Below are 26,397 nucleotides of genomic sequence, written 5' to 3'. Positions count from 1 at the left end.
AGAATTTTAATATAGTAAATTATTCTTTTGAGCGTGCAAAGATAGGGATTATCTTTATATCCCACAACGATTTACAAGAAAAAATTGCTATCATTGCGCATATTTCTAATCCTTATTTCGTACCTTTGCGCCCAAATAATAGGTATTATATGCAAAATATTAGAAACATTGCAATCATTGCCCATGTCGACCATGGGAAAACAACGCTGGTTGACAAGATGCTATTGGCGGGAAATCTGTTCCGCAACAACCAAAACAGTGGTGAACTTATCCTGGATAACAACGATTTGGAACGCGAACGTGGTATAACGATTCTTTCCAAAAACGTTTCCATCAACTACAACGGCACCAAAATTAATATAATTGATACTCCGGGACACAGCGACTTCGGTGGCGAAGTTGAGCGTGTGTTGAATATGGCTGATGGCTGTATTCTGTTGGTAGATGCTTTCGAAGGCCCGATGCCACAGACCCGTTTCGTTCTGCAGAAGGCACTGGAAATCGGTCTGAAACCCATTGTGGTGGTTAATAAGGTAGATAAGCCCAACTGCCGCCCGGACGAAGTATACGAAATGGTTTTCGACCTGATGTTCAGTCTTAATGCAACAGAAGATCAGTTGGACTTCCCCGTTATCTACGGTTCTGCCAAAAATAACTGGATGAGTACTGACTGGCAACATCCGACCGACTCTATCACTCCGCTACTGGATTGTATTATCGAAAATATCCCTGCTCCGCAACAATTGGAAGGTACTCCGCAGATGTTGATAACTTCTTTGGACTATTCTTCTTATACGGGTCGTATTGCCGTGGGTCGCGTGCATCGCGGTACAATAAAAGAAGGTATGAACGTTACGCTCGTGAAACGTAATGGTGATATATTCAAGAGCAAGATCAAGGAACTTCATGTATTCGAAGGGTTGGGACGTGCTAAAACAACGGAAGTATCTTCCGGTGATATTTGTGCGTTAGTAGGTATCGACGGATTCGAGATCGGTGATACTGTCTGCGACTTCGAAAATCCGGAAGCATTGCCGCCAATCGCTATCGACGAACCGACTATGAGTATGCTGTTTGCTATCAACGACTCTCCTTTCTTTGGTAAAGACGGTAAGTTCGTGACTTCACGTCACATTCACGACCGTTTGATGAAGGAACTCGACAAGAACCTGGCTCTCCGCGTAAGAAAGAGTGAAGAAGATGGCAAATGGATTGTTTCCGGCCGTGGTGTACTTCATCTTTCCGTATTGATTGAGACAATGCGTCGTGAAGGATACGAATTGCAGGTAGGCCAGCCACAGGTTATCTTCAAAGAAATAGACGGTGTGAAATGTGAGCCGATTGAAGAATTGACTATCAACGTGCCGGAAGAATATTCCAGCAAGATTATTGATATGGTTACCCGCCGCAAAGGTGAAATGGTGAAGATGGAAAATACCGGTGAACGTATTAATCTCGAATTTAATATGCCCTCACGTGGTATCATCGGATTACGTACAAATGTACTAACTGCTTCTGCCGGTGAAGCTATCATGGCACACCGCTTCAAAGAATACCAGCCGCATAAGGGAGAAATTGAACGCCGCACCAACGGTTCTATGATTGCTATGGAAAGCGGAACTGCTTTTGCATATGCTATCGACAAACTTCAAGATCGTGGTAAGTTCTTTATTTTCCCACAAGACGAGGTTTATGCAGGACAGGTAGTAGGTGAGCATTCTCATGATAATGACCTGGTAATCAACGTTACAAAGTCGAAGAAACTAACCAATATGCGCGCTTCCGGTTCGGATGATAAAGTTCGCCTGATTCCGCCTATCCAGTTCTCACTTGAAGAAGCACTGGAGTATATCAAGGAAGACGAATATGTGGAAGTCACTCCGAAAGCAATGCGTATGCGTAAAGTGATTTTGGATGAAATCGAACGTAAACGTGCGAACAAGAGCTAATTAACTCAGATACTATAATAAAGGGGACGTTTCCAACGTTTCTCTTTTTAATAAAATTACCCTTGCTACAACTATCTGTAGCAAGGGTATTTTATTTATGAGAACTTGGTCACACTCTCTTTCTTATTTCAAGGAAAAACCGTTATTACTTTCGATCTGCAATCTCAAAAGGAACACGCAGCGATACTCCTTTTTTCATCAGATTCATTAGATTGGGATAAAGGCGTTTCTTAAATGACTCCCAATCACGATGCTCCATTTGTGTCCATCCGGCTTCTGCCAATGCCAGTCCACGGGGATAAGTCATATAGGTCGCCCGGTTTATGTCCCGGATAGCTTCTCCCCACAGGGTTCCCATAACACCCTGAATATGCGCTTGTTCCTGTGCGGGCACTCCATATCCCGGATCGAACTGGTAAGATTTCTGCAAAGTAGTGACAGGCATTCCCCAGTTATTAAATTCCGGCAGATCGCCTTTGAATTGGGGATAATCGAGGTAGGCATACTCTCCCGGTGCCATAATCAATGGATTACCATGTTTCCGGGTAAGCTCCAAGCAAGTAGGAGTCAGACCACCCCGCCAACTGACTAACGTTACATTCTTCGGGTAGGGAAACAAATAATCATTGGCCGGCGGATAGATATTATCCAATTCGCACCAAAGTATAGGAGTCTTACCATTATCCTGCACAAATGAGAGCATACGGTCAAAGAAAGGGATCATTAGTTGAGAAGCTTTTTGATAGCCTAGTTTTTTCATCATGGCCTGGCAGCGTTCGCATTTAGTCCAGTTCTTTTCTATGACAGCTTCGTCCCCGCCCAAATGAATATAACGAGATGGAAACAAAGCTGCAATTTCTTTTATAATATCCCGGTAAACGGTATATACCTTTTCATTGTTTGCACACAACATCAAGTCGACTGTTTTACCTACATTCTTAGGCAAGGTATCTGTGTGCGTACAGCCTAATTCAGGATAAGCAGCCAATATGGCTACGGTGTGTCCGGGAATATCCAGTTCGGGGATAATTTCGATATGACGCTGTGCCGCATATTGAATTAAGTCGGCAAGCTGTTCCTGAGTATAGTAGTCTTTCCCCACCAGTTTCGGGTGCTTTTGGATTTCTACCCGCCAGCCCTGATCGTCCGTCAGGTGTAATTGGAGAACGTTATACTTATACCGGGCCATTTGGTCGATATAGAATTTAACATCATCTACCGGAAGAAAATGACGGGCAGGGTCGAGCATCAGTGCACGGTGCGCAAATCTCGGCGCATCATCTATATAAACAGAAGAGAGTTTCTTTTGGGAAGTAGCACAAACATCCCCCAACAGAAGTTGGTCGAGAGTCATTACTCCATAGTAAACAGCCGCGGCAGTCGCCCCTTTAACAGTTATGCCTTTAGTGTTTATTTCAAGGACATAATGTTCTTTTCCTGTCATAGCAGGATCAATCAGTAAACGAATATCTGCACGGTCTGATTCCGAAACAGGGATTTCTACCTGCATCCTGTCCCGCAGAACATTTTGGAGGCTACGTGCTGTAAACTCCAACTCCGGACGATTCCAATAAACCGCCGTCTTACCGGGACGGATAACAAAAGGCTTTTCCTTACTTAAAGTGACCTGATTGGGCATAGGCAACAACGCAGAAGTTGCATCCTGGGCAGGCAGATGCACAGTCAGCAAAAGCAGGCAAATACAAATAAAGGTTCTCATAATAACATCTATTTAATTAAAGAATCTATTTATTTAATATAAGACGAGCCCGACTACACCTGCCAGGCAAATCAACAGAATGGGATGAAGATTCCACTTCCACGTCACCAAGAAAGCGACCGCAAAAATGCCTATACTTTTATAGTCGATAAAATTCTCCCTGTTCATCATAAGCAATGCCGCCGAAGCAATCAGCGCAACCGACATGGGAAGCAAACCGGACATGGCAGCCTTGATATATTTATTGTCCTTACATTTTGCAAAGAAGTAGGAAATAAGCAGTACCAGGATAAAGGACGGCAAACAAACCGCCACAGTAGCCACCACTGCTCCCCAAACACTTTGCGTCACCGCATAACCAACATAGGTAGCACTATTTATACCAATCGGCCCCGGAGTCATCTGCGAAATGGCCACTACATCCGTAAACTGTTGGGGAGTCAGCCAATGATGCAGGTCTACTATCTCATGCTGGATAAGGGAAAGCATCGCATATCCACCACCAAAACCAAACGTACCTATTTTAAGATACACCCAAAGTAACTGCCAATAGATCATACCTGTTTACTTACAATTTTTTCTTTCAACCATAACGTATATACTAATCCTCCAACAATTCCTGCCAATACGATATAAACAGGCGACAAACCAAACTGCCAAATCAGAACGGTAGCTATGGCAGGAGCAATCAACTGAAAATATTTCAGTTTCAGAGCCCTCGCTGCCGAAATACAGGGAAACAGAATTAATGCCACCACCGCAGGACGTATTCCATTAAAGATACGAATCATTATTTCATTGTCCTGGAACCGGGCAAAGAACATGGCTATCAACATCATAATAACGAAGGAAGGAAGAATAGTAGCCAATGCACACACCAGGCTTCCGCCTACCTTATATAGCTTATAGCCCACAAAAATAGAAATATTCACCGCAAACACACCCGGAAGTGACTGCGTCAGAGCAAACATCTCCATAAATTCCTCTTTACTCATCCATTGTTTTGCCACAATCTCTCGCTCAATCAACGGAATCATGGCATAACCGCCACCAATCGTAAACATTCCTATTTTCGCAAATGTCGCAAACAGTTTTAAATACTCCAATATCATTCTTTCTTCGTTTTCCTTCTATTCTAAGTTTAGTTTTTTACCAGTCCTTTAGCCGCGTCATATTTTATCTGATAGTTTCGTCCTTTCACTGTCTTGAAAGACAAAGTCTTATCCGCATACTTTATCACACAAATTCCGCCTGCACCGGAATGAACTGTCGCTTCTTTCAATTGATTGTTCTCCCATACCATATCTACTACAAAGTTACCTTTTGCACAGATACCATCGACAGAACCGTCCTTCCATGCATCCGGCAGAGCAGGTAATAACTGAATAAATCCCATATGGCTTTGGAGCAACATCTCGGTGACTCCCGCTGTTCCACCAAAGTTTCCATCAATTTGGAAAGGCGGATGCGTATCCCAAAGATTATCCATCGTTCCGTTCTTCAGTAAATTGCCGAACAATGTATAAGCGTGATTACCATCCTGCAAACGTGCCCATTGATTCAACTTCCAGCCCATACTCCAACCGGTAGCTCCGTCGCCACGATGTACCAGTACCACTTTGGCTGCTTTCGCCAGTTCAGGGGTAGTGACCGGAGAAACCGTATGTCCCGGATGCAACCCGAACAAATGATTCACATGACGATGTTCATCTTTCGGATCGTCAATATCTACCGACCATTCCATCAACTGCCCATAACGTCCTATTTTATAAGGAGCAAGATTAGCAAGTACATGTTCCCATTGCTTGCGTTCTTTTTTGTCTATGCCCAATATCTTGCTGGCTTCAATGGCATCCAGCAGAATCTCACGTACCACAGCATGCACAAATGTCGCTCCCTGGTCGATAGGACCATGTTCCGGCGAAGTGGAAGGTGCTGCCGTATATGTACCGTCCGGTTTATGCCACAAATAATCGACGGCAAAATCCGCACTGCTCTTTATCAAGTCATACCCTGTTTCTTGCAGGAATTTCAAGTCTCTTGTATAGTCATAATATTCCCAAATGTGAGTAGCCAGCCAAGGGCCTGCCATCGGATTGAAGTTCCATGACATGTCCTGACTTTCCAACGGAGTGGTAAACCCAAATATATTACCGGAGATAGAAGCCGTCCACCCTCTTGCACCAAAATAAGATTGCGCAGTCTTTTCACCCGGTTTCACCAAAGTGCGGATAAAATCGACCAAAGGAAATACGCACTCATTCAGATTAGTAGAACAGGCAGGCCAGTAGTTCATCTGAACATTGATATTATTATGATAATCTACACGCCATGGGCCATCAACGTTGTTATGCCAGATTCCTTGGAGATTGGCAGGCATATTCCCCGGCCGTGAACTGGAAATCAACAGGTAGCGCCCGAACTGATAATACAATTCTTCCAGATAATAATCCGGTTGCCCTTTCCGGTAATTCTTCAAACGCTGGGGAGTAGACAGATTAACTGACTTTGCTGCAGGATTCAGATTCAACTTCACCCGGTTGAATAAAGCGGCATAATCCTCATAATGTTGGTTGAATAAAACAGCGTATCCACGGGAAACAGCATTGTCAACCCATTGCTTTGTCGTCTCTTCCGGGTTGACGCCGATATACGCTTTCGGATCTTTAAAGTCCGGATCAAAGTTAGGTTTATAGTCCGTATCCGCTGTAATGTAGAATACGACTTCATCCGCTCCCTTCACCGTTAGTTTCCCATCCGCATTTGTCAATGTTCCACCTTTGGTGTCAGCTTGAATACGTACCACATACTTCATTCCATTATTATCCAAAGATGCGGAATAGACTAGCCCGTTACTGCCATCAGCAGCCATATTTCCTGTAGATACAGGATTCGGTGCATAACTAAAAATCAGATTTTGTTTCCCCGGCCGGTCTGCACTGAAACGTACCACCATCACGTTTGCCGGGTATGAAATAAAATAATTACGCTGATAAGCGACTTTATCTTTCTTGAATTGCACGACTGCCATGGCAGAATCCAAAGACAGGACGCGTTTATAATCACTCATTCCGATGATATTCAGTCTTGTCTCTACGTAGAATTCCCCCATCGTTGTAAAGCTGCCGAAACGGAAAGGATTTTCCCCGTCAGCTTCATAAGAAACTTCACTATTAAAGTTCTGTCGCGTCAACATTTCAGCTTTCTTTTGATCGCCTTCCGTAAATGCTTTCCGTATTTCATCTAAAACATGAGCTGATTGCTTATTGACATTCCAATAATAATCCGCTCCCTTTGATGTATTCGGTCCACCACGCCAAAGCGTCTTTTCATTAAAGGTAATACGTTCCGCTTCCACCGAACCCATTATATTGGCACCCAAGCTACCATTACCGATTGGCAATGATTGAGATTCCCAGGCAGCATCAGGATTACGGGAACCACTTCCCGACGTTATCGGTTTATCTTTACCTTTCCACAACTCCGGTTTTCCTCCATACCAAACAGCATGTCCCTGCAATGTATTAGGAGTATCAAACCAAACGGAAAGTCCTTTTGTGTAATCAGTAATATTGGCGTGCGTCACAGGCAAAACACATAAAATTCCGATGAGAAATAATAAAAGTTTATTCATGATTATAGTATTATTATTTTAAGATTAAGACCTCATTTCATCTGCTTACAAAAGTAGTAAAAAATGGACATAATCAGCCTAAAGCATCTCTAGTATGCTGAAAAGCAAATCTTAAATCTTCAAAAAAACCTGATGCTTATACATCATTCTCAATATTAGAAACACAATTAGGTAGTTGGCAAAACTAAGCCATACTCCATAATAGTCTCCCATATATTGCTCCAGACCATAACTGACAGAAGCGGCGACGCAACGGAAGTTAACCACTTCTCCCAAAATATAGGCTGTGATGGAATTCATACCGTAAATCTTCAGCCAGTTCAGCCCATTGGTATGTCCTTTATAGTCAATCCAATAATAAAATAATCCCATTAATAAGAAGCAGAGTCCGCCTGAAAACAAAGTCATGCTACACGTCCACACTCTTTTGATTATAGGCATTTGCAGGCTCCAAAGCAAAGAGATTCCTATCAGCACAGCACCTGCCAATAATAATTTCTGCACCACCCGCTTTCTATCTTCTTTGCCTTCCTTCATTATTTTTCCGGCGAAAGTACCCAGCATCACGGTAACTCCAAAAGTAAGACTACTCAATATCCATGTATAATTATAAGATGGTGAGAAATGCCAAATTCCATCTTCTCCCCAATAGACGCCGTCACGAAAACGTCCGAGAACGATACGGTCTACCTTTTCTGCAAAGTTTCCTTCCGGCGTAAAATCTCCTAGGAAAGTCATGGGAATCCAATACGCCAAAAGAAGTAATAAAGTCACGATAATCTGCCACTTAAAAGAACAATGCAACTGAATGACCGCCGCAATCACATACCCGGCCGCAATAGCTTGCAATGTATTGGAATATAAATAAATATGCCGGGGATCGAGCCCTAATAAATTACCCTGCACAATCATCCCGAAAATAAAAAGCAAAATAAATCGCTTTAAGATTTTACGATAAATCGGCCCTTTGTTCGGGTCATCTTTAAACTTTGAAAACGAGAACGGCATAGATGCACCTGTCATAAACAAGAAAAGGGGCATAATAATATCCCAAAAACGAAAGCCAACCCATATTTCGTGGTCAAACTGATACAAAACAGTGTTAAGCCAGGGCAAATTCAGGCGGTGGGCCAAAGCAGAAAATACCGGTTGAAAAAAGACTAAAAGAAAAAGGTCGAAGCCTCGTAAAATATCAAGTGAGGCCAAACGTCCGGAAGGTGTGGGGGAAAGGGGGGTGTTCATAAAATAGTATCTGATTATAATTAATTGCGGTTTGAAAGCGGGATAAAGATACGACAAATTAGGAGTATATCAAATCCGGGAATAACTTTTCATCACTCAATACCCTTTTCCTATTCCTAAAAAGTCCTTGGGACAAGCGGTAAAGATAAACGGAAGTATCATTTACAATAAGTATGCACATTATTGGTAAAAACACAAAAAGGCGGTTCGAAATTCGAACCGCCTTCTGCAATATATCTAATATGTAAATTAGAGTTTCGGACCAGCAGCAACCAAAGCTTTACCAGCTTCGTTACCTGTAAACTTAGCGAAGTTCTTGATGAAACGTCCAGCCAAGTCTTTTGCTTTTTCTTCCCATTGGCAAGCACATTCGTAAGTGTCGCGTGGGTCAAGGATTTTCGGATCAACACCCGGAAGTTCTGTAGGAACAACGAAGTCGAAGTAAGGCATAACCTTAGTCGGAGCTTTGTCGATAGAACCATCAAGGATAGCGTCAATGATACCACGAGTATCTTTGATAGAGATACGTTTGCCAGTACCATTCCAACCTGTGTTAACCAAGTATGCTTTAGCACCAGTTTTTTCCATCTTCTTCACCAGTTCTTCACCGTATTTAGTCGGGTGCAGTGACAAGAAAGCAGCACCGAAACAAGCAGAGAAAGTCGGAGTCGGTTCAGTGATACCACGTTCTGTACCAGCCAATTTAGCTGTAAATCCAGACAAGAAGTAATACTTAGTCTGTTCAGCGTTCAGGATAGATACCGGAGGCAATACACCGAATGCGTCAGCTGACAAGAAGATAACTTGTTTAGCATGAGGACCTTTAGACACCGGTTTAACGATGTTTTCGATGTGATAGATAGGATAAGAAACACGAGTGTTTTCAGTTACTGACTTGTCAGCGAAGTTGATTTCGCCTTCAGCGTTAACTGTACAGTTTTCCAACAGAGCGTCGCGTTTGATAGCATTCCAGATGTCCGGTTCGCTTTCTTTATCCAAGTTGATAACTTTAGCGTAGCAACCACCTTCGAAGTTGAATACACCTTCGTCATCCCATCCGTGTTCGTCATCACCGATCAACAGACGTTTCGGGTCAGTAGACAAAGTAGTCTTACCTGTACCAGACAGACCGAAGAAAATAGCAGAGCTCTTACCTTCTTTATCTGTGTTAGCAGAGCAGTGCATAGAAGCCATACCGTTCAAAGGCAACAAGTAGTTCATGTAAGAGAACATACCTTTCTTCATTTCACCACCGTACCAAGTATTCAGGATAACCTGGATTTTTTCAGTCAAGTTGAATACAACTGCAGTTTCTGAGTTCAAGCCCAGTTCTTTGTAGTTTTCAACTTTAGCCTTAGAAGCGTTCATGATAACGAAATCAGGTTCACCGAAGTTAGCCAGTTCTTCAGCAGTCGGACGGATGAACATGTTTGTTACGAAGTGAGCTTGCCATGCTACTTCCATGATGAAGCGCAGTTTCAAGCGAGAGTTTTCGTTAGCACCACAGAAAGCGTCAACAACGAACAGTCTCTTGTTAGAAAGTTCTTTAGTTGCCAATTCCTTTACAGCTTTCCAGCATTTTGCGTCAACTGGTTTGTTGTCGTTTTTGTATTCTTCAGAAGTCCACCATACTGTATTTTCGCTGGTTTCGTCTTTTACAAAGAATTTATCTTTAGGAGAACGTCCTGTATAAACGCCAGTCATAACGTTTACAGCGCCCATGTTAGTTACCTGGCCTTTTTCAAAACCTTCCAAACCCGGTTTTGTTTCTTCAGCGAACAAAACGTCATAAGACGGATTGTGCAGAATCTCGGTCACGCCTGTGATACCGTACTTGCTTAAATCTAAATTTGCCATTTTCTTTTGAATTAATTTAAATTGGTATTTTGTTTTATTATCTCTTTTCACCTTAACATGGGGAGCTTTGGAGAGCTCCTTGTAAATCCGGGTACAAAAGTAATACTTTCTTTGGAATGAAAGAACGGATTAGAGAAATTTTTCCCTAATTGAATCTCTTTTATAAATTCCTAACAATATCTGCAAACTGAATATTGCAATTTGAAAGATTATCGCTTACTTTGCAAGTCAGTACGATATCAGGACTATGAAAATGAGATTAAATTATGATTAAACTATAATATGAAAGTAATTGATTTTAGCAAAACAAATTCGATTCTAAACCAGTACATATCCGAAATCAGAAATGTAGAAGTTCAGAATGACCGCCTGCGTTTCCGCCGTAATATAGAGCGTATCGGAGAAATCATGGCCTACGAAATGAGCAAGGAGTTTACGTACTCTGTAAAGAACATCCAGACACCACTGGGATTCGCCCCGGTCAGCACACCGGACAACCAACTAGTTATCAGCACCATTCTGCGTGCGGGACTTCCTTTCCATCAGGGCTTTCTGAGCTACTTCGACGGAGCGGAAAACGCATTCGTTTCTGCCTATCGCAAATACAAGGATACACTGAAATTCGATATACATATAGAATATATCGCTTCGCCGCGTATTGACGACAAAACGCTGATTATCACCGACCCTATGCTGGCAACGGGTGGCAGCATGGAACTTAGTTACCAGGCAATGCTGACCAAAGGTCATCCCGCCGAGATTCACGTAGCTTCCATTATAGCCAGCCAACAGGCCATCGACCATATAAAAAATATATTTCCTGAAGACAAGACCACCATTTGGTGTGCGGCTATCGACCCCGAAATCAATGAACATTCTTACATTGTTCCGGGACTGGGCGACGCCGGCGACCTTGCCTACGGAGAAAAGGAATAAAACTTTAAAGATTCTTCCGATACTGTTGTGGCGACATCCCCATTTGCTTCTTAAAGAATGTACCGAAATAAGAAGCATTGGGGAAGCCAAATTCATTGGAAATCTCCTGGATATCTTTTTGAGTGTTCTTGAGCAAAGAGATGCTTTTGCGGATGATTGCCTTGAAAACAAGTTCCTGCACCGTATACCCACAGATACTTTTAGAGACAGCAGACAGATACTTGGGCGACAAGCAAAGTTTATCGGCATAAAATTCCACTCCCCGCTCCTGCATATAGTACTTTTCTATCAACTGAATCAGGCGGATAAAAATCTCATTCTTCCGCCCGACGGCTTCTTCTCCCGCACTTATTAGTTTTCGATTATAAATAGAACAGATACGATAGGTCAATGCCAGCAGAAGCAGTTTCTTTTCATAGAGACTAAACGTGTTCTCTTCCATCTGCAAGACATTATCCAGCAGGGACATATATTTAATAAACTCGCTTTCTTCGCCGGTAGGCCACACACAGCTTAGTTCCGGTGTGAGTTGTGAATACATATACATGGAAGCCACGGAATTTCCGATAATATCCCGAATCGGTTCTATCTGATATACAAGAATATACACTTCCAGGTCTTCCGACTCCTGAAGAATCCGGAAAGCCGCATCTTCGGGAATGAACAGCGTATCGCCCGCCTTTGCATGAAAATCCGCCTGATTGAGAGAGAACTGAAAACTTCCCTGCCGACAGACCACCAAGCCCAGCCCTTTCAGACGCAGAGGGCTTTTCATTGAAACCGGAAAGGTAGTAAGCACTCCCCGCGAACTACAAATATTCTTTTCGCTCAACAACTCCTGATTGAGTCGCGACAAACGTTCTTGTTGAGTATCCATAAAACAAACATACTAATTAAGACTGTGCTAAGTTAGTAATTTTCGTTTAGGATAAGGCATAATGAGCACAAATATCATACAAATCAGGCCGGCATAGATAGTCCACCCCGCCATTTCTTTCACAGCCGAAAGCGTGGCCTGCACCTGGATGCGTCCTTTCATCGACATGGCAGCCATGTGTTGCGCTTCCGTTTCACTCTTTCCCTGATATTGCATTCCACGCACGGTATTCGTGTACGAAGCGGCGGCTTCGGGGTGCATCATATCTACTTCCTGCGCGTAGCGAGTAATATAATGCTGCTGCCGTTCCTGCAATACATTCGTATAGATAGCTCCTCCGATTCCCGGCCCCAGCACCATACGTACAGTAAGCATAATGCAAATCCAGGTCGAAAGGTACTTGAAAGGCATACGCTGATTGGCATAAACCGCGGTCAACGCATAAAGAATCATCATACCGGTGGAACGGATAATCACCGGATATTTCATACGTTCATACAATCCGGCAGTCTGCACTTCGAAATACATGAAAACAGCGGACAGCGAAAGAAAGAAAAAGGCGATGGCGAACAGGTATTTGAAGTGTACTCCTTTCGTTCCCAAGGCAATGGCAATCACGGCACCGATGAAATATCCCGCCATGCACCAGTTGCCCAGCGTCGCATTTTGATAATTATCGAGATGCATGCCTATTCCCGTAAAAACGCTTACAAACAAGGCACTGGAATTAAGAATCATAAGCAGCAGATAAAGAATAATACCGATGCGAATCGTACGCAAGCGGAATATCTCCAGTATAAAATAAGGAGAACGCCGGGTAGCGTCCATATACAGGAAAATTCCTGCGGAGATTACACCGATAGCCGTTGCCCAACAGATGGATTCGTCATCGTACCAGTCCAGCACCTTACCGTAAACAAGTACATAAGTAATGCACACGAAAGTGACGCAGAAGGTTGTGACGTTGCCGAACTTACGGAAGTTGATGGGAAAGCGCCCCAAAAACTTGCGATAGGGCATTGTGATAAATATCACGAGAATAGAAACCAACAACATCCCCATCATATAATAATATACGTACTGCCATTCATATTCATAGGCCAACCAGGCCGTCAGTGACGTGCCCAGTTGACCCAGAATCATAAAAAACAGATAAATTATCGGCTGACTGCCGCTTTTTTCAACATCCAGTTTATCCCATCCCGTGCCGTCTTTCGGTTCCATTCCCGGTGTAATATTGCGGGTGGCTTCCATGCCGAAGGCATATTTTATCAGTGTGAACAGATTGACCATCATCAATACCATCCGTAGAAATCCCATAAGCAGACTGCAAAGCGCTAACAGAAAAACACTGTCTGTCTCAGCACAGACATAACTGAATATATACATCAACGAGAATCCTACTATGCACATCATTTTCTCCCGGCGGATACAAACCAACTCATAAAAGAAAGGAGCAAAGGACGCCATACCGATGGAAGTCACAAAATTGGCAAACTGGATATGCTCGGAGATAATTCCCAGCCCGCTCATCATCTCTCCGCTATTGACCGAATAGACTCCGCCTACCGAAAGAATCGGTATGAAAAGCAACAGGAGAATGATAATCCCAATCGGTTTGGGAACCCAGTTGTAGAAAGGATAATTTCTTGGATATGAGGGCATTTTTTTAGTGATTAACGATTAGTGATTAACGGTTAATGCGGGAGCAGGTGGCAGCTCTATGATTAGAGCTTGGCTTTGACTACTACCATCATACCTGCCGCAAGGCGTTCGTTATCTTCTTTCGATAAATCGGTGAAGTCGATACGGACAGGGATGCGTTGCTGTATTTTCACAAAGTTTCCTGCGGAGTTGTCGGTCGGCACCAGGGAATATTTGGAGCCGGTGGCGCCGGAGATGGCGGTTATCTTTCCGGTGAATTCTTTATGGCTGATAGCATCTACTGTGATGACTACTTCTTGTCCGACACTTAGGTTTTCAATCTGCGTTTCTTTGTAGTTGGCTATTACCCATTTTTGAGTATCGGGCAGGATATAGGTGATAGTTTGTCCGGCAGTGATGAATTGCCCTTCTTCCAAAGCCCGCCGTCCCAGTTTGCCGTCGCAAGGGGCTACAACAACGGTGTAAGAAAGATTCAGGCGCGCCATTTCGAGTGCGGCGGTTGCCCGTTGAATGGCGGCTTCCGTATTCTCACGTCTGTGAGAGACTTCGTTTACACCCGAAAGGGCGGCTTTCTGTTGGCGTTTCAGCGCTTCCAGTTTTTTGCGGGTTGCTTCATATTCTGTCTCAATCTGTTCCAGTTGAATGGGGGTGGCGGCGTTTCTCTTCACCAGGTTTTGATAGCGGGTACGGTCTTTCTCCAGTTTCGCCAGGCGGATTTCCACTTCGGAGATAGATGCTTCGTAGACGGAAGCGGTCGTTTGGGTGGTCTGCAAAGTAGCACCAATAACGGTAGCGCCTGCCTGGGCATCTTTCAATGCGGCTTCGGCTTCCATCACCCGGATTTTATATTCGCGGTCGTCCAGTACCAGCAGTGTGTCGCCTTTATGCACATTCTGATGTTCTGTGAAATAAATCTTCCTTATATATCCCGACGCACGCAGGTTGACGGGAGATACATATTGCTCTATCTGTGCATCGTTACTGGTTTCCGTCTGTTTGTAGTTGAGAAAAAGGCAGACCACCTGAAACACTCCCCAAGCAATAATGGCTATTCCCAGCAGACTGACTACAATCTGCCAGCGACGTAGTTTTCTCATCTTTTTCGCTTTCTCCATATGGGTGCTGGAGACGTTGTTGGTTTCTGTTGTTTCCATATTCTTATTCGATTAATTTCTTATTATTTCAGTAATGATTCTATCTGTCCGGTGAGTTTCAACAGTAATAGATTAGCCACGCGGTAGTTATAATGTGCACTGATATAGTTGTTCTGTGCCTCGCTCATTCGCATTTCATCCTGCAAGACTTCCGTCATGGAAGCGATGCCTTCCCGATAGCGGTCGGTGGTGACTGCGTACACATCTTCCGCCAGCAGATAATTATCTTTCTGCTTCTTGAAATTACGCTGATTGTTCATCAGGTCATTGGTCGCATTCAGATATTGGGTTTGCAGATTTTTCCGGGTATCTTCCTGCCGTAGTTTTGTCATTTGAATATCGACCAGTGCTTTTTGTTTTTTAAACCGTTTATCCAATCCGTCGAAGATGGGAACCCGGAGTGTCAGCCCTACTCCGTAGGAACGATACCAATAATTGGACGGGCCGGAGTGGAACCAATGGTATGCTTTATCCGTATAGGCGGAATATCGCCAGCTTCCGGTCAGGCTAAGCGAAGGGATATATCCGTTGGTCACCATTTTCTTCTGACGTTCGGCGAGTTGCACTTGTGATTGCAACAGTTGGAGTTCGTACAGATTTTCCGACATTCCCGTCAATGCTGCCGTAGTGATATTGTTCGTATTCACCGGTACCAATGCAATCTCTTTTTCGGCAGGATAGTCAATAACATACTTCAGCATGTTCAGTTGTTGTGTCATCATTGCCTGCGCATTGTCATATTGCACTTTCAGATTTTCCAGATTAATATTTACACGTTTCAAGTCAACTTCCATTGCCATTCCGTTGTCATAGAAGGCTTCGCTTATATTCTTCAGTTCTTCCAGGCGAGTGATATTGTTTTTTATCAAAGCAATCTGTTCGGCTGTGACCTGTCCTAAATAGTACATCTTGCTGATTTGCATGATAAGGTCTTCACGTGCTTTCTCATAGGAAAGGCGGTTCATTTCGTCCACTATCCTGGCTACGGAGATAGCGGTATAAACTGTTTGGTTATAAAGCGGCATTTGCAAGTCCAGTCCCGCATTAGCGGCATATTGCAGGGTTTGTGTCACATTGTAGGGTACACCATAGGATGAACCGTCGGTGACGGATACAGGAGGGTCGAAGTTATCATTGAAACCGGCAAAGCCGTTGATTTGCGGCAGCAGTTTTGCCCGGTTTTCAGACACGCCGTACTTACTTTTCTGTATTTCTTTCCGCTTCCCTTCCAATGACAGATTATTTTCTATGCCCAAACGAAGGCAATTCTCCAGCGTCAAAATCTCCTGCGCGCTTCCACCAATAACGTACGAGCAGAAAAAGGCAAAAATGAACAGTAGTCTTTTCATATCAGTCGTTCTATAATTGGGTACAAATTTAGTGGGTTACGACGTTAGGAAAATATCCATAAATCAACTGTTTATATTCACATTTTCCTTTTTCTACTGATGGAGTACCCGGAAGCCGGTAGTTCCAAGTTTGTTTCAACTGGTGAAACTTTTAGTTTCAAGGCATGAAACACTTTGTTTCCCGGTGCGAAACAGTTTGTTTCTCGGTGTGGAACACTTTGTTCCAAGGCGTGAAACTTTTATTGAGCCATGGGCTGGTCTTTATTAAGCTGTGGGCTGACTGTTATTGCCCCGTAACCTGACGGACACTCGTCCCACACCTTAGCGACAGCAAGCCATTGATAGATAAAACCCCGTTCTTAGTCGATTTTATTTTTATCTGTGCTGCTATCCGCTTAACTTTGGAATATTCAATTAATAAAAAGATAAGAGAGATGAGAAAAGATAAGAAATTAATAGGGCTGGCAATTTGCCTGATGTGCTGCACCGGCATGGTACATGCACAGGAAGCCCCTGCTGCACAAGAAAGGCAGCAACAAGAGAAGCGCCTGCCACGAGAAGTCCCGAATCCGGAAAAGATAGCGACTCAACTCACTAACCAAATGAAAGAGTCGCTCCAACTGACGGATAAACAATATAAGAAAATCTATAAGCTGAACTTAAAAGAGCAGAAGGAGCATTTTAAGTCCATGCAGAATACCGGCGAACAACGCCCACCGATGGGTGGCCCCGGCATGCAAGGCGGACGTCCGCCAATGGGTGGCGGCGGCGAACCGCCAATGATGGGTGAAGGTGGTTTCCCCGGAAGAAGGGGTCCGATGATGAACCGAGAAAGCAACTCTGCCGATTCACAGAAGAAAGCGGCGGAAGCCAAGGAAAAGAAAATAAAAAAGATTCTGACTACGGAACAGTATGAGAAATGGCAAGCGGAACAGACTGCCGCTCGTAAGAAGGCTTCTCAAAGAAGAACTCCTAAAGATGGTCATTCAAGTGTCGGTCCGGTTTTTGACGGGAAAGAACTTTAGATATAAATATTCAGTATGTTTCAATAATAACACAACAGCGTTTGTTTTTCATAATTTTTTAGTGAATGCAAAACGGCTCTCTTCGTGATGAAGGGAGCCGTCCTTATTTAATGAATCTACCTTATATATATTGTAACCGATGTTGAAATCTACCAGATACTTTGTCTTATAAAGGTATATGTCTACTTATTCCGCACGTCGGACTTTTCAGTCAGCTTGCGTCGTCTCGTCAATACGAGAATCACGACTCCGATTAGTAACAGAGCCAATGCTGCATAGGCAATGCTTTCGGTAACATGAATGCTTTGCGGGTCAAACCACATTTCGATGGTATGTTCTCCGGCAGGCACGTTCATTGCACGCAAGATGTAGTCGGCGCGGGCTATGTCTACCGGTTGTCCGTCAATAGCCGCCTGCCATCCCGGATAGTATATTTCAGAGAATACCACAACTCCGTCTTTAGCTGAAGAGGTCTTATAAACCAAGCGGTTCGGTTCGTAGCTGGTCAGGCGGATGGTAGACAAAGAATCTTTGTATCCTTCTGCCACTCCTTTCAGTTGTTCCTTGAATTTGGCATCTACTATGGCAGTCTCTGTCGGAAGAATATCATGCAAGGCATCAATTTCTTCGTTTGCATTGTTCACGTATTGCACTTTATCCACAAACCAGGCATTGCCGTAAGCATACGGATTCTGAACAGGAACCGGTTGTCCTTGTTCTCCGGCAGGGAAGATAAAGTATTTCGTGTTCAGCATATTCAGCACACGGAATTTGGAAGCATCCACGCTGTCCATCTCACCGCCGGCAGTAGCCACAGCCTGATAAGTTTCCTGCATTTCAGGAACGATATGATGGTCAATCATTTCCTGATAACGGCGCAGTTTGGCGGCATGGTAACCACCGACACTCTTATGCCAGTATGCCGTATTATTCTCATTAAACGTATTATTGGGGAAGCCTATAAAGTTCAGCACACGGTAATCCAAAGTAGTATCCTGAAGGATGATTTCATCCGCCTTTGTTTTAACAAACGCTTCCGCTTGTTTGGATTTCGGGACAAATTGCTCGTCATTCAAATAGCGTTTGTTGACCGTCCACATATCTATCAGACATAAAAGTGATATACCCACCAAAGTAAAAGTGGCTTTCAACTTCTTCTGTTGATACAGGAATAAGAGGAAACATCCCACAATGATAATGAAGAAGCTGCGCCATGCATCCGAAGAGATAATTGCTTCGCGCATTTCCGTCAGATTAGTAACAACCGGAGCAAGATGTTCTGCCGGAAGTCCCTGTTTCAAAGCGCCCATCTCTTGTGCCGTAATGAAACTGGAGAAAAAAGCACCCGGAGCAACAGCCAAAATCAGCGCAACACCAGCCGTAAGGAATAATGCAACAATGATACCTGTGCTGTTCTCTTTCAGTCTCAGGATTTCCGGCTTACTGAATATTTCCTTCAAAGCAAAAATCGCCAACAGAGGAATTGTAAATTCGGCAATCACCAAAATAGAAGATACGGCACGAAACTTATTATACATCGGGACATAATCTATGAAGAAATCCGTCAGTCCCATGAAATTCTTTCCCCAGGAAAGCAAAATCGAGAAAATGGTAGCTCCCAGCAATGCCCATTTGAGCGGCCCTTTCACGACAAAGCAGCCCAAGATAAACAGGAACATGACAAATGCGCCTACATATACCGGCCCGGCAGTCCACGGCTGGTCACCGAAATACTGCGGGAATTGCGAATAGATACTGCCATACATCGGGTTAGCTTTTGCCATAGCAGCTTCACTCTGTGATAAAGTAGCTGATGATGCCCCACCTTTTACATTCGGAACTAATAAGGTCAATGTTTCGCCAATTCCATAGCTCCAGTTCGTTATGTAATCACGGTCCAGCCCGCTACTTGTCTGATTGGCGGCAGGCCCTTCCTGTTTCAATTCGCTTTTGCCGCGCATAGTCTCTTTGCTATACTCATAAGTGTGGTACAGGTTGGAGATATTTATGCACACTCCCACTACGGCAGCCAATACCAGAATCGCGCTAGCCTTGAAGAAGTGAGGCAGTTCTTTCTTCTTATAAGCATCTTCAAAGTAAGCCCCTACGATAAACAGGATGACAAACATGAAGTAATAGCTCATCTGAATGTGGTTGGACTGTATCTGAAGGGCGATAAACAAAGCCGTGATAATTCCTCCCAACAGGTATTTCTTTCGATAGGCCAGGACGACACCCGCAATCGTAGGCGGTATATAAGCCAGTGTCACAAATTTCCAGATATGTCCCGCAGGTATCAGGATAAAGAAATAGGAAGAAAAAGCCCATATGACTCCGCCTAACGTCGCCAGCCAGACCGCTATTCCGAATGCCCGCAAGAGGATATAGAATCCCAGCATCATGATAAAGGTCAGTACTACATAATCCGGCAGGTAGAGACGATACACTTTTTCCACCCAGTTCAGTGATTTCGTCGAATCGTAACTCGGAGACATCTGATAGGTAGGCATACCGCCGAAAATTGCATTTGTCCAGCGTGTACGTTCTCCGGTACGGTCGCGATACTCTTTCGATTCCTGTCCGGCACCGACTCCGGCTACGGAATCATGCTGAAACAAAATACGACCTTCAATATCAGCCGGGAAGAAATAAGCAAAGGAAAGAATAATAAAGGCCAGAATGGCGATTAAATCGGGAAGGAGTTTCTTCATATAATTAAGAATTGAGAATTGAGAATTAAGAACTGGAAATTGAGAACCACCACGCTTCATACCGCGCAGCTAATTCTCAATTTTCAATTTTCAATTCTCAATTTAATTAATATCTATAATGGTCGGCCTTATAAGGTCCGTCTACAGATACACCTATATATGCAGCCTGTTCAGGAGTCAGCTTGGTCAGTTTCACGCCAATCTTTTCGAGATGCAGGCGGGCAACTTCTTCGTCCAGGTGCTTCGGCAAGCGATATACATCTATTTCATATTTCTTGTTGAACAACTCAATCTGAGCCAATGTCTGATTGGTAAATGAGTTACTCATAACAAATGACGGATGTCCCGTCGCGCAGCCAAGATTTACAAGGCGGCCGTCAGCAAGCAGGATGATACTGTGTCCATCCGGGAAATAATAGCGGTCTACCTGTGGCTTGATATTCACACATTTGATACCCGGATAATGTTTCAAGGCGTCTACCTGGATTTCGTTATCGAAGTGACCGATGTTGCAAACGATGACCTGGTCTTTCATTCTCTCCATATGGTCGATACGGATAATGTCGATATTACCGGTGGTAGTCACGAAAATATTGCCTTCAGCACAAGCATCTTCCATTGTTACCACTTCAAAGCCTTCCATAGCAGCCTGCAATGCACAGATAGGGTCTACTTCCGTCACCAACACACGTGCTCCGTAAGAGCGCATAGAGTGAGAACAACCTTTACCCACATCACCATAACCACATACTACTACGACTTTTCCGGCAATCATCACGTCCGTTGCACGCTTGATACCGTCGGCCAATGATTCACGGCAGCCATACAGGTTGTCAAACTTGGATTTCGTTACCGAGTCGTTTACATTGAATGCCGGGAACAGCAGTTTGCCTTCTTCCTGCATCTGATACAAACGGTGTACGCCTGTCGTTGTCTCTTCAGACACACCGCGCATTTCTTCAGCGACACGATGCCAACGGGTATTATCTTCTGCCAATACTTTCTTCAGGATGGCATTCAGTTCGATTTCGTCTTCGGCATGCACTTCCTTATCCAATACTGCCGCGTTATTCTCTGCGTTATAACCTACGTGAATCATCATCGTAGCGTCACCGCCATCGTCCACAATCACATTCGGTCCTTTACCATCAGCAAAGCTCAATGCCTGCAAAGTACACCACCAGTAATCGGCAAGTGTTTCACCTTTCCATGCGAACACAGGCACACCTGAAGCGGCAATGGCAGCAGCAGCATGATCCTGCGTTGAATATATATTACAAGAGCACCAACGTACTTCAGCTCCTAAAGCTACCAATGTTTCAATCAACACGGCTGTCTGAATAGTCATGTGCAACGAGCCCATAATGCGGGCGCCTTTTAACGGTTTGGATTCTCCATACTTTTCGCGAAGAGCCATCAGGCCGGGCATTTCTTTTTCTGCCAAATCGATTTCCTTGCGTCCAAAATCTGCAAGCGTAATATCTGCCACCTTATAGGGCAGAGTAGAGAATAATTCTGTAGACATATTGTAAATCATTTAATATATAATGTACAAAGATAGAACATTCTGATTAGTAGGGCAAAAGCTATCCGTTTTTTTTATATTATAATAACTTGGAAGGTCACCCGTCTATCGAAATAATGTTTTATATTTGCAACAGATAAAACAGTTTATACAACATTCAGTAATTAGCAGTAAGCCCTCTATGCGAAACTACGACAACAAAACAAAAGAAGAGTTATTAGAAATAATCGAACAATTAGAGAAGAAGGTAGAATATCTTTCTTCTCAATCTGCATGCACTGATTCGGAACGTTTTCGTGAGAGATACGGCATGCGCATACTGGATGCCCTCCCCGATATGCTCACTGTTTTCGACCATGACGCCAATATTATCGAACTTGCCTCTTCAGCCGCAACTAACCATGTGGAAGGTACTGATTCCGAAAGTATTATTTCTTCAAATGTAAAGGACATTTTGCCCAAAGAAGCGTACGAGAATGTACGCAGAAACATGGATAAAGTAATCCGTACCGGTAAAAGTTCGACCGCGAGACATGATTTGGAACAGGATGGAATTCTGCATCATTACGAAAATCGTATCTTCCCTTTGGATGATGAATATCTACTGTGTATGTGCCGTGACATATCCAAGCAATGGGATGCGGAGCAAACAAATGCCAGGCAGAAAAAGGAACTGGACGCCGCCAGAATAAAAGCCGAAGAGTCCGACCGACTCAAATCTGCCTTCCTAGCCAATATGAGCCATGAAATCCGCACTCCGCTCAATGCCATAGTCGGATTTTCCAAATTGCTCGCATCTGCGGAATCCGCAGAAGAGAAGAACCAATATACCGAAATTATCGACAAAAACTCGGAGATACTGCTGAACCTGTTTAATGATATTCTTGATTTATCATCGCTCGAAGCCGGTTCACTAAAGTTTAATATCCGCCCCATCAAGCTAATAGATATCTGCCGGCAATTGGTACAGCAATTCCATTATAAAACTCAAAGTAGTGTCAAACTCATCCTGGATGATGTAGATACGGATATGTATGCTTCCGGCGACTGGAATCGCGTCATACAGGTTATAAGCAATCTGCTTAGCAACGCTGCCAAGTTTACTCCCAAGGGAGAAATTCACTTCGGCTATCGCGAAAAGGAAGATTTTGTGGAATTCTATGTCAAGGACAGCGGCATCGGTATTGCGCCAGCAAGAGCAGCTACCATCTTCCGCCGTTTCGGTAAAGTGAATGATTTCATACAGGGAACCGGACTGGGACTGACACTCTGCAGAATGTTGATAGAAAAAATGGGCGGACGTATCTGGTTACGCTCTCAAGAAGGTAAAGGAAGCAGATTCTACTTTACTCTCCCTTTGGTTCGCGTCTAAAAAAGGTACTTTGATAAATAAAAAACGGTGGATAGCTCTTACAATATAGCTATCCACCGTTTTTCTTATCTATTCAATCTCATTTCTTTGCAACCGGCGCACTCAGCATTTCTTTATACTTCACCGGATCATTCAGGACTTTCACAGCTTCCTTCAGCCCGTCATCATCTTTCAACTGCTGGATGATATTACCGCGCTGATAGTAGTAACGCTTGATAATTTCGGAAGCAATCATTTTCTTTATATCGTCAGAGAAATAATCCAGGTCACGATCCAAATCATGGTTCAGCTTCTTTTCGAGTGCTTTGAATTCTTCCGAAGCATCCGTCATATAGCCTTCAAACTCCGCAGCTTCCTTCAACGTTTTCAGAATCTTCTCGCTTTGCTGGTCATATTTGAAATCAGCTTTCTTCACCAATGCTTTAAAGGCATTATAATCAGCATCCGTCACTTCAAACTTTTCAGGAGCAACGATGGTAGGATGATCCAGGCAATATTGAGTTGCATAATCAAAAATCAGATTATCACGTACCAGATAGAACAGAATGTTCGGCAACTTCTCCTGCTTAATAACAATATCTGGCATTACACCACCGCCATCACGGACTTCGCGTCCGGCTGCCGTATGAAATACCTGAGTCAAGCTATCGGGAATAGTACCTACACTTCCGTCTTCATTGCGATGCTTGTAGTCGATGGCCTGCACACAACGTCCGCTAGGTATGTAATATTTGGAAGTAGTCACCTTCATCGTTCCGCCGTAAGGCAGGGAACGGGGAACCTGCACCAGTCCTTTTCCGAAAGTACGGCTGCCAATGACTACCGCACGGTCAAGGTCTTGCAAAGAACCCGACAGGATTTCGGAAGCGGAAGCAGTCCCGCTATTTACCAACACTGCAACCGGAATATCCAAATCCAGCGGTTCACGCAATGTCTTATATGTATTGCTAGCTTGCTTAATTTTTCCCTTAGTCGTCACAATCACTTTTCCACGTGGCAAGAAGTAGTTAGCTATTTCCACCGCTTCATCCAGCAGACCACCGCCATTTCCACGAAGGTCGATTACCAGCGAAGTGGCTCCCTGTTTCTTCAAATCCAAAAATGCTTTCTTGAAATCTTTGGAAGGATTACCGGAAAAAGTACTCAAATTGATGTATCCTACCTGATTATCGAGTACGGCAGCATAAGGAATGGGAGGATTCTGAATAGATTCACGCACAATCGTGAATTCCATCGGAGTGCGTCCGCCTTTAGCGTTCGGACGTTCCACTTTCAGCTTGAAACTAGTACCCGCCTGTCCGCGCAACATTTGGCTGACTTCCGCATTGTTCTTGCCTGTAAGATCTGTCCCGTCGATCTCCATCAGAATATCTCCGGCTTTCAATCCGGCTTTCGCTGCCGGTGTGCCTTCGAACGGTTCGGAAATCATCGAGCGTTTCAGCTTAGTACTATAAGTAATATAGGATCCTATACCACCGAATGAGCCCTTAATCATCTGTTCCAGTTCGCTCTGGTCTTCTTCCGGGAAATATTCCGTATAAGGGTCCAGTGTGAAAAGCATATTGTCGATTCCTTCCCTGATTGTCTTATTCGGGTCGATCGTATCTACGTAGAACATATCCAGTTCCTTCACAATCGCGTTAAATATATCCAGGTTCTTTGCAATCTGGAAATTGCGGTCGTCGCCACTCTTGAAACTAAAGAAAGCTACGGTAGCCATAACAGCCACTATAACGATAGCTACCCGCCCATTCAGCAATTTTTTCATACTTCTTTCGATATAAATGAGTTGTAAAAGTAACTCAATCCTTGGTTATTCCGCTAGAATCCTGTTAATATTTAACTTAATTTCATCCCAGCGTTCTTCTGGTATTGTTGTTCCGATTACCTGGATAACATTTCCCGAGAGAATAGAACCTATTTTAGCACACTTCTCCAACGAATATCCACAAGTCAAACCGTATAAGAAACCGGCAGCAAAATAGTCACCCGCCCCGGTTGTGTCTATCACTTTCCCTACCGGAATAGCAGAAACTTTGATTTCTTCCGTTCCTTTACGAATATAAGAACCGCTTGCTCCTACTTTCACGATGGCAATGCTACACTTCTTGGCAATAATTCCCAAAGCTTCTTCCGGCTCTTTGCCTGTAAATGCTTTCGCTTCTTCTTCATTCGCAAAAACAATATCCACATATTTATTTATTAATAAGGAGAAGAATTCCAAGTCATTGGCTACAATATTATAACTTGCCATGTCAAGACAAATCTGCAAACCTGCTTCTTTTGCCAATTCGATAGCATGAAGAATCATTTCGTGGTCCTGAACCAAATATCCTTCAATAAACAAGTATGCATACCCTTTAAACATATCGAGTGTCAGCTCTTCCGCTTTCAAGGAAGCGGCTGCTCCCAGGTAAGTACCGAAAGTACGTTCCCCATCCGGTGAAATAAAAGTGGATGCGACGCCGGAAGGAAGTTGCTCCGAGGTCAATAATGAGTCCTCAATCTTGTTTTTCTGAAGATTTTTGCGAAAATATTCTCCATAATGATCATTTCCTACTTTTCCTATAAAACCTGTTCCGGCACCCAAACAAGCCAGTCCGAGGATAGTATTTCCAGCCGATCCACCCGTTGCCAAATGGGTTTTCATTTGCGAAAATTGTGTGTTAATCTGCTGTAACTTAGCGTCATCAATGAGTTGCATGCTTCCTTTGGGTAATCCCATTTCATCCAGGAGCGTATCATCCTTTAGGGTTGCAAGTACGTCTACCAGGGCGTTGCCCAATCCTATTATTTTGTCCATTTCAAATATTTTTTTTGCAAAGATATTGCATATTTCAAAAAAACCTACTACTTTTGCATCGCAATTGAGAAAAACATTCTTCCTTAGCTCAGTCGGTTAGAGCATCTGACTGTTAATCAGAGGGTCCTTGGTTCAAGTCCAAGAGGAAGAGCAAAGTTAAAAATCTTGATTGCACATTCTTCCTTAGCTCAGTCGGTTAGAGCATCTGACTGTTAATCAGAGGGTCCTTGGTTCAAGTCCAAGAGGAAGAGCAAAAAGAAGAGGGTGTCCGAAAAGGGTACCCTCCCTTTTTTATGTAAAAGTCCGAACTTTCCCAAGCTCGGACTTTTTAATTTGCTCTAAAATGTTTATCTTAGAGCATGTTAATCGATAGTGCAAATATACAATTTAAGGAGTATTCTCAAGGCATGGATTCTTTATTTCCTTCCCGTCTTGATGAAAATATTTCTTCGGATGCTCCGGTCCGGCTTGTCAACCAGATTGTTGATGAGCTTGACATCAGTCCGTTGTTATCGACTTATAAGGGTGGTGGTTGTCCTGCTTATTATCCCCGCATGCTTTTGAAAGTGTTGTTTTTC

At 43.6% G+C, this 26,397-nt stretch carries 18 protein-coding genes, 2 tRNA genes and 1 pseudogene; 7 read left to right on the top strand and 14 right to left on the bottom strand.

Going from position 1 to position 26,397, the window contains the following annotated elements; translation table 11 throughout:
* Positions 1 to 149: 149 nt before the first annotated feature.
* Positions 150 to 1,949, top strand: coding sequence for a translational GTPase TypA (gene typA / locus HC965_RS17555; RefSeq protein WP_191032700.1), 1,800 nt, complete (start codon positions 150 to 152; stop codon positions 1,947 to 1,949).
* A 145-nt stretch (positions 1,950 to 2,094) separates the two neighbouring features.
* On the opposite strand, the gene HC965_RS17550 is transcribed toward typA, so the two are convergent.
* From HC965_RS17550 to pckA, 6 genes are all read right to left on the bottom strand, one after another.
* Positions 2,095 to 3,669: a beta-N-acetylhexosaminidase gene (locus HC965_RS17550; RefSeq protein WP_191032699.1), complete on the bottom strand. Its 1,575-nt coding sequence runs from the start codon at positions 3,667 to 3,669 to the stop codon at positions 2,095 to 2,097.
* Positions 3,670 to 3,702: 33 nt separating this feature from the next.
* Positions 3,703 to 4,227, bottom strand: coding sequence for a chromate transporter (locus HC965_RS17545; RefSeq protein WP_191032698.1), 525 nt, complete (start codon positions 4,225 to 4,227; stop codon positions 3,703 to 3,705).
* Positions 4,224 to 4,781, bottom strand: a complete 558-nt coding sequence (locus HC965_RS17540) for a chromate transporter (protein ID WP_191032697.1) — start codon at positions 4,779 to 4,781, stop codon at positions 4,224 to 4,226. Before HC965_RS17540 ends, HC965_RS17545 begins: the two co-directional genes overlap by 4 nt.
* Positions 4,782 to 4,810: 29 nt before the next feature.
* Positions 4,811 to 7,303: a glycoside hydrolase N-terminal domain-containing protein gene (locus tag HC965_RS17535; RefSeq protein WP_191032696.1), complete on the bottom strand. Its 2,493-nt coding sequence runs from the start codon at positions 7,301 to 7,303 to the stop codon at positions 4,811 to 4,813.
* A 111-nt stretch (positions 7,304 to 7,414) separates the two neighbouring features.
* Positions 7,415 to 8,545 carry an acyltransferase family protein gene (locus HC965_RS17530; RefSeq protein WP_191032695.1) on the bottom strand — a complete coding sequence of 377 codons (1,131 nt, stop codon included), beginning with the start codon at positions 8,543 to 8,545 and terminating at the stop codon, positions 7,415 to 7,417.
* 249 nt (positions 8,546 to 8,794) lie between these two features.
* Positions 8,795 to 10,402, bottom strand: a complete 1,608-nt coding sequence (pckA, locus tag HC965_RS17525) for a phosphoenolpyruvate carboxykinase (ATP) (protein ID WP_191032694.1) — start codon at positions 10,400 to 10,402, stop codon at positions 8,795 to 8,797.
* Positions 10,403 to 10,684: 282 nt separating this feature from the next.
* Between pckA and upp the strand changes: the two genes are divergently transcribed.
* Positions 10,685 to 11,338 (top strand): uracil phosphoribosyltransferase, encoded by a 654-nt coding sequence (gene upp, locus HC965_RS17520; protein ID WP_191032693.1) that lies wholly within the window; start codon positions 10,685 to 10,687, stop codon positions 11,336 to 11,338.
* Between the two features lie 4 nt (positions 11,339 to 11,342).
* Here the strand turns inward: upp and HC965_RS17515 are convergent, their stop codons facing one another.
* The 4 genes from HC965_RS17515 to HC965_RS17500 all read right to left on the bottom strand — a co-directional run bounded on the left by HC965_RS17515 (position 11,343) and on the right by HC965_RS17500 (position 16,383).
* The gene (locus tag HC965_RS17515) at positions 11,343 to 12,215 is read right to left on the bottom strand and encodes an AraC family transcriptional regulator (RefSeq protein ID WP_191032692.1); all 873 of its coding nucleotides are present in this window, start codon (positions 12,213 to 12,215) and stop codon (positions 11,343 to 11,345) included.
* Positions 12,216 to 12,242: 27 nt separating this feature from the next.
* Positions 12,243 to 13,880, bottom strand: coding sequence for an MFS transporter (locus HC965_RS17510; protein ID WP_191032691.1), 1,638 nt, complete (start codon positions 13,878 to 13,880; stop codon positions 12,243 to 12,245).
* A 62-nt stretch (positions 13,881 to 13,942) separates the two neighbouring features.
* Positions 13,943 to 15,034, bottom strand: a complete 1,092-nt coding sequence (locus HC965_RS17505) for an HlyD family secretion protein (protein ID WP_191032690.1) — start codon at positions 15,032 to 15,034, stop codon at positions 13,943 to 13,945.
* A 23-nt stretch (positions 15,035 to 15,057) separates the two neighbouring features.
* Complete coding sequence (locus HC965_RS17500; protein ID WP_191032689.1) at positions 15,058 to 16,383, bottom strand: TolC family protein; 1,326 nt, start codon at positions 16,381 to 16,383, stop codon at positions 15,058 to 15,060.
* Between the two features lie 434 nt (positions 16,384 to 16,817).
* Here HC965_RS17500 and HC965_RS17495 point away from each other — a divergent pair, with 434 nt between their 5' ends.
* Entirely contained in the window at positions 16,818 to 17,408 is a 591-nt protein-coding gene (locus HC965_RS17495) for a hypothetical protein (protein ID WP_191032688.1), read from the top strand.
* A 182-nt stretch (positions 17,409 to 17,590) separates the two neighbouring features.
* Here HC965_RS17495 and HC965_RS17490 read toward each other — a convergent pair whose 3' ends face one another.
* Complete coding sequence (locus HC965_RS17490; protein ID WP_191032687.1) at positions 17,591 to 20,119, bottom strand: YfhO family protein; 2,529 nt, start codon at positions 20,117 to 20,119, stop codon at positions 17,591 to 17,593.
* 106 nt (positions 20,120 to 20,225) lie between these two features.
* On the bottom strand, positions 20,226 to 21,644 hold the full coding sequence (gene ahcY, locus HC965_RS17485) for an adenosylhomocysteinase (RefSeq protein WP_191032686.1): 1,419 nt from the start codon (positions 21,642 to 21,644) through the stop codon (positions 20,226 to 20,228).
* A 181-nt stretch (positions 21,645 to 21,825) separates the two neighbouring features.
* Between ahcY and HC965_RS17480 the strand changes: the two genes are divergently transcribed.
* Positions 21,826 to 23,016: an ATP-binding protein gene (locus HC965_RS17480; protein WP_191032685.1), complete on the top strand. Its 1,191-nt coding sequence runs from the start codon at positions 21,826 to 21,828 to the stop codon at positions 23,014 to 23,016.
* A 79-nt stretch (positions 23,017 to 23,095) separates the two neighbouring features.
* Here the strand turns inward: HC965_RS17480 and HC965_RS17475 are convergent, their stop codons facing one another.
* Entirely contained in the window at positions 23,096 to 24,784 is a 1,689-nt protein-coding gene (locus HC965_RS17475; protein ID WP_191032684.1) for a S41 family peptidase, read from the bottom strand.
* Between the two features lie 45 nt (positions 24,785 to 24,829).
* Positions 24,830 to 25,819, bottom strand: coding sequence for an adenosine kinase (locus HC965_RS17470; protein ID WP_191032683.1), 990 nt, complete (start codon positions 25,817 to 25,819; stop codon positions 24,830 to 24,832).
* Positions 25,820 to 25,896: 77 nt separating this feature from the next.
* On the opposite strand from HC965_RS17470, the gene HC965_RS17465 reads away from it, so the two are divergent.
* The 3 genes and pseudogenes from HC965_RS17465 to HC965_RS17455 all read left to right on the top strand — a co-directional run.
* Positions 25,897 to 25,970, top strand: a tRNA-Asn gene (locus tag HC965_RS17465).
* Between the two features lie 26 nt (positions 25,971 to 25,996).
* A tRNA-Asn gene (locus HC965_RS17460) sits at positions 25,997 to 26,070 on the top strand.
* 108 nt (positions 26,071 to 26,178) lie between these two features.
* A pseudogene (locus tag HC965_RS17455) lies at positions 26,179 to 26,397 on the top strand (IS5/IS1182 family transposase); the annotation flags it as partial.

It is taken from the genome of Bacteroides sp. GM023 (assembly GCF_014750685.1).
Taxonomy (GTDB): domain Bacteria; phylum Bacteroidota; class Bacteroidia; order Bacteroidales; family Bacteroidaceae; genus Bacteroides.
Note: the sequence above shows the minus strand (reverse complement) of the source record. Positions and strands in the feature narration are given on the sequence as shown.

What these genes read in the sequence shown, in the direction of transcription:
- HC965_RS17505 (WP_191032690.1), bottom strand. Translation starts at nt 15,034, where the DNA reads ATGGAAACAACAGAAACCAACAACGTCTCCAGCACCCATATGGAGAAA.
- HC965_RS17500 (WP_191032689.1), bottom strand. Translation starts at nt 16,383, where the DNA reads ATGAAAAGACTACTGTTCATTTTTGCCTTTTTCTGCTCGTACGTTATT.
- ahcY (WP_191032686.1), bottom strand. Translation starts at nt 21,644, where the DNA reads ATGTCTACAGAATTATTCTCTACTCTGCCCTATAAGGTGGCAGATATT.
- HC965_RS17510 (WP_191032691.1), bottom strand. Translation starts at nt 13,880, where the DNA reads ATGCCCTCATATCCAAGAAATTATCCTTTCTACAACTGGGTTCCCAAA.
- HC965_RS17545 (WP_191032698.1), bottom strand. Translation starts at nt 4,227, where the DNA reads ATGATCTATTGGCAGTTACTTTGGGTGTATCTTAAAATAGGTACGTTT.
- pckA (WP_191032694.1), bottom strand. Translation starts at nt 10,402, where the DNA reads ATGGCAAATTTAGATTTAAGCAAGTACGGTATCACAGGCGTGACCGAG.
- HC965_RS17515 (WP_191032692.1), bottom strand. Translation starts at nt 12,215, where the DNA reads ATGGATACTCAACAAGAACGTTTGTCGCGACTCAATCAGGAGTTGTTG.
- HC965_RS17530 (WP_191032695.1), bottom strand. Translation starts at nt 8,545, where the DNA reads ATGAACACCCCCCTTTCCCCCACACCTTCCGGACGTTTGGCCTCACTT.
- HC965_RS17540 (WP_191032697.1), bottom strand. Translation starts at nt 4,781, where the DNA reads ATGATATTGGAGTATTTAAAACTGTTTGCGACATTTGCGAAAATAGGA.
- HC965_RS17490 (WP_191032687.1), bottom strand. Translation starts at nt 20,119, where the DNA reads ATGAAGAAACTCCTTCCCGATTTAATCGCCATTCTGGCCTTTATTATT.
- HC965_RS17480 (WP_191032685.1), top strand. Translation starts at nt 21,826, where the DNA reads ATGCGAAACTACGACAACAAAACAAAAGAAGAGTTATTAGAAATAATC.
- HC965_RS17495 (WP_191032688.1), top strand. Translation starts at nt 16,818, where the DNA reads ATGAGAAAAGATAAGAAATTAATAGGGCTGGCAATTTGCCTGATGTGC.
- upp (WP_191032693.1), top strand. Translation starts at nt 10,685, where the DNA reads ATGAAAGTAATTGATTTTAGCAAAACAAATTCGATTCTAAACCAGTAC.
- HC965_RS17475 (WP_191032684.1), bottom strand. Translation starts at nt 24,784, where the DNA reads ATGAAAAAATTGCTGAATGGGCGGGTAGCTATCGTTATAGTGGCTGTT.
- HC965_RS17550 (WP_191032699.1), bottom strand. Translation starts at nt 3,669, where the DNA reads ATGAGAACCTTTATTTGTATTTGCCTGCTTTTGCTGACTGTGCATCTG.
- typA (WP_191032700.1), top strand. Translation starts at nt 150, where the DNA reads ATGCAAAATATTAGAAACATTGCAATCATTGCCCATGTCGACCATGGG.
- HC965_RS17535 (WP_191032696.1), bottom strand. Translation starts at nt 7,303, where the DNA reads ATGAATAAACTTTTATTATTTCTCATCGGAATTTTATGTGTTTTGCCT.
- HC965_RS17470 (WP_191032683.1), bottom strand. Translation starts at nt 25,819, where the DNA reads ATGGACAAAATAATAGGATTGGGCAACGCCCTGGTAGACGTACTTGCA.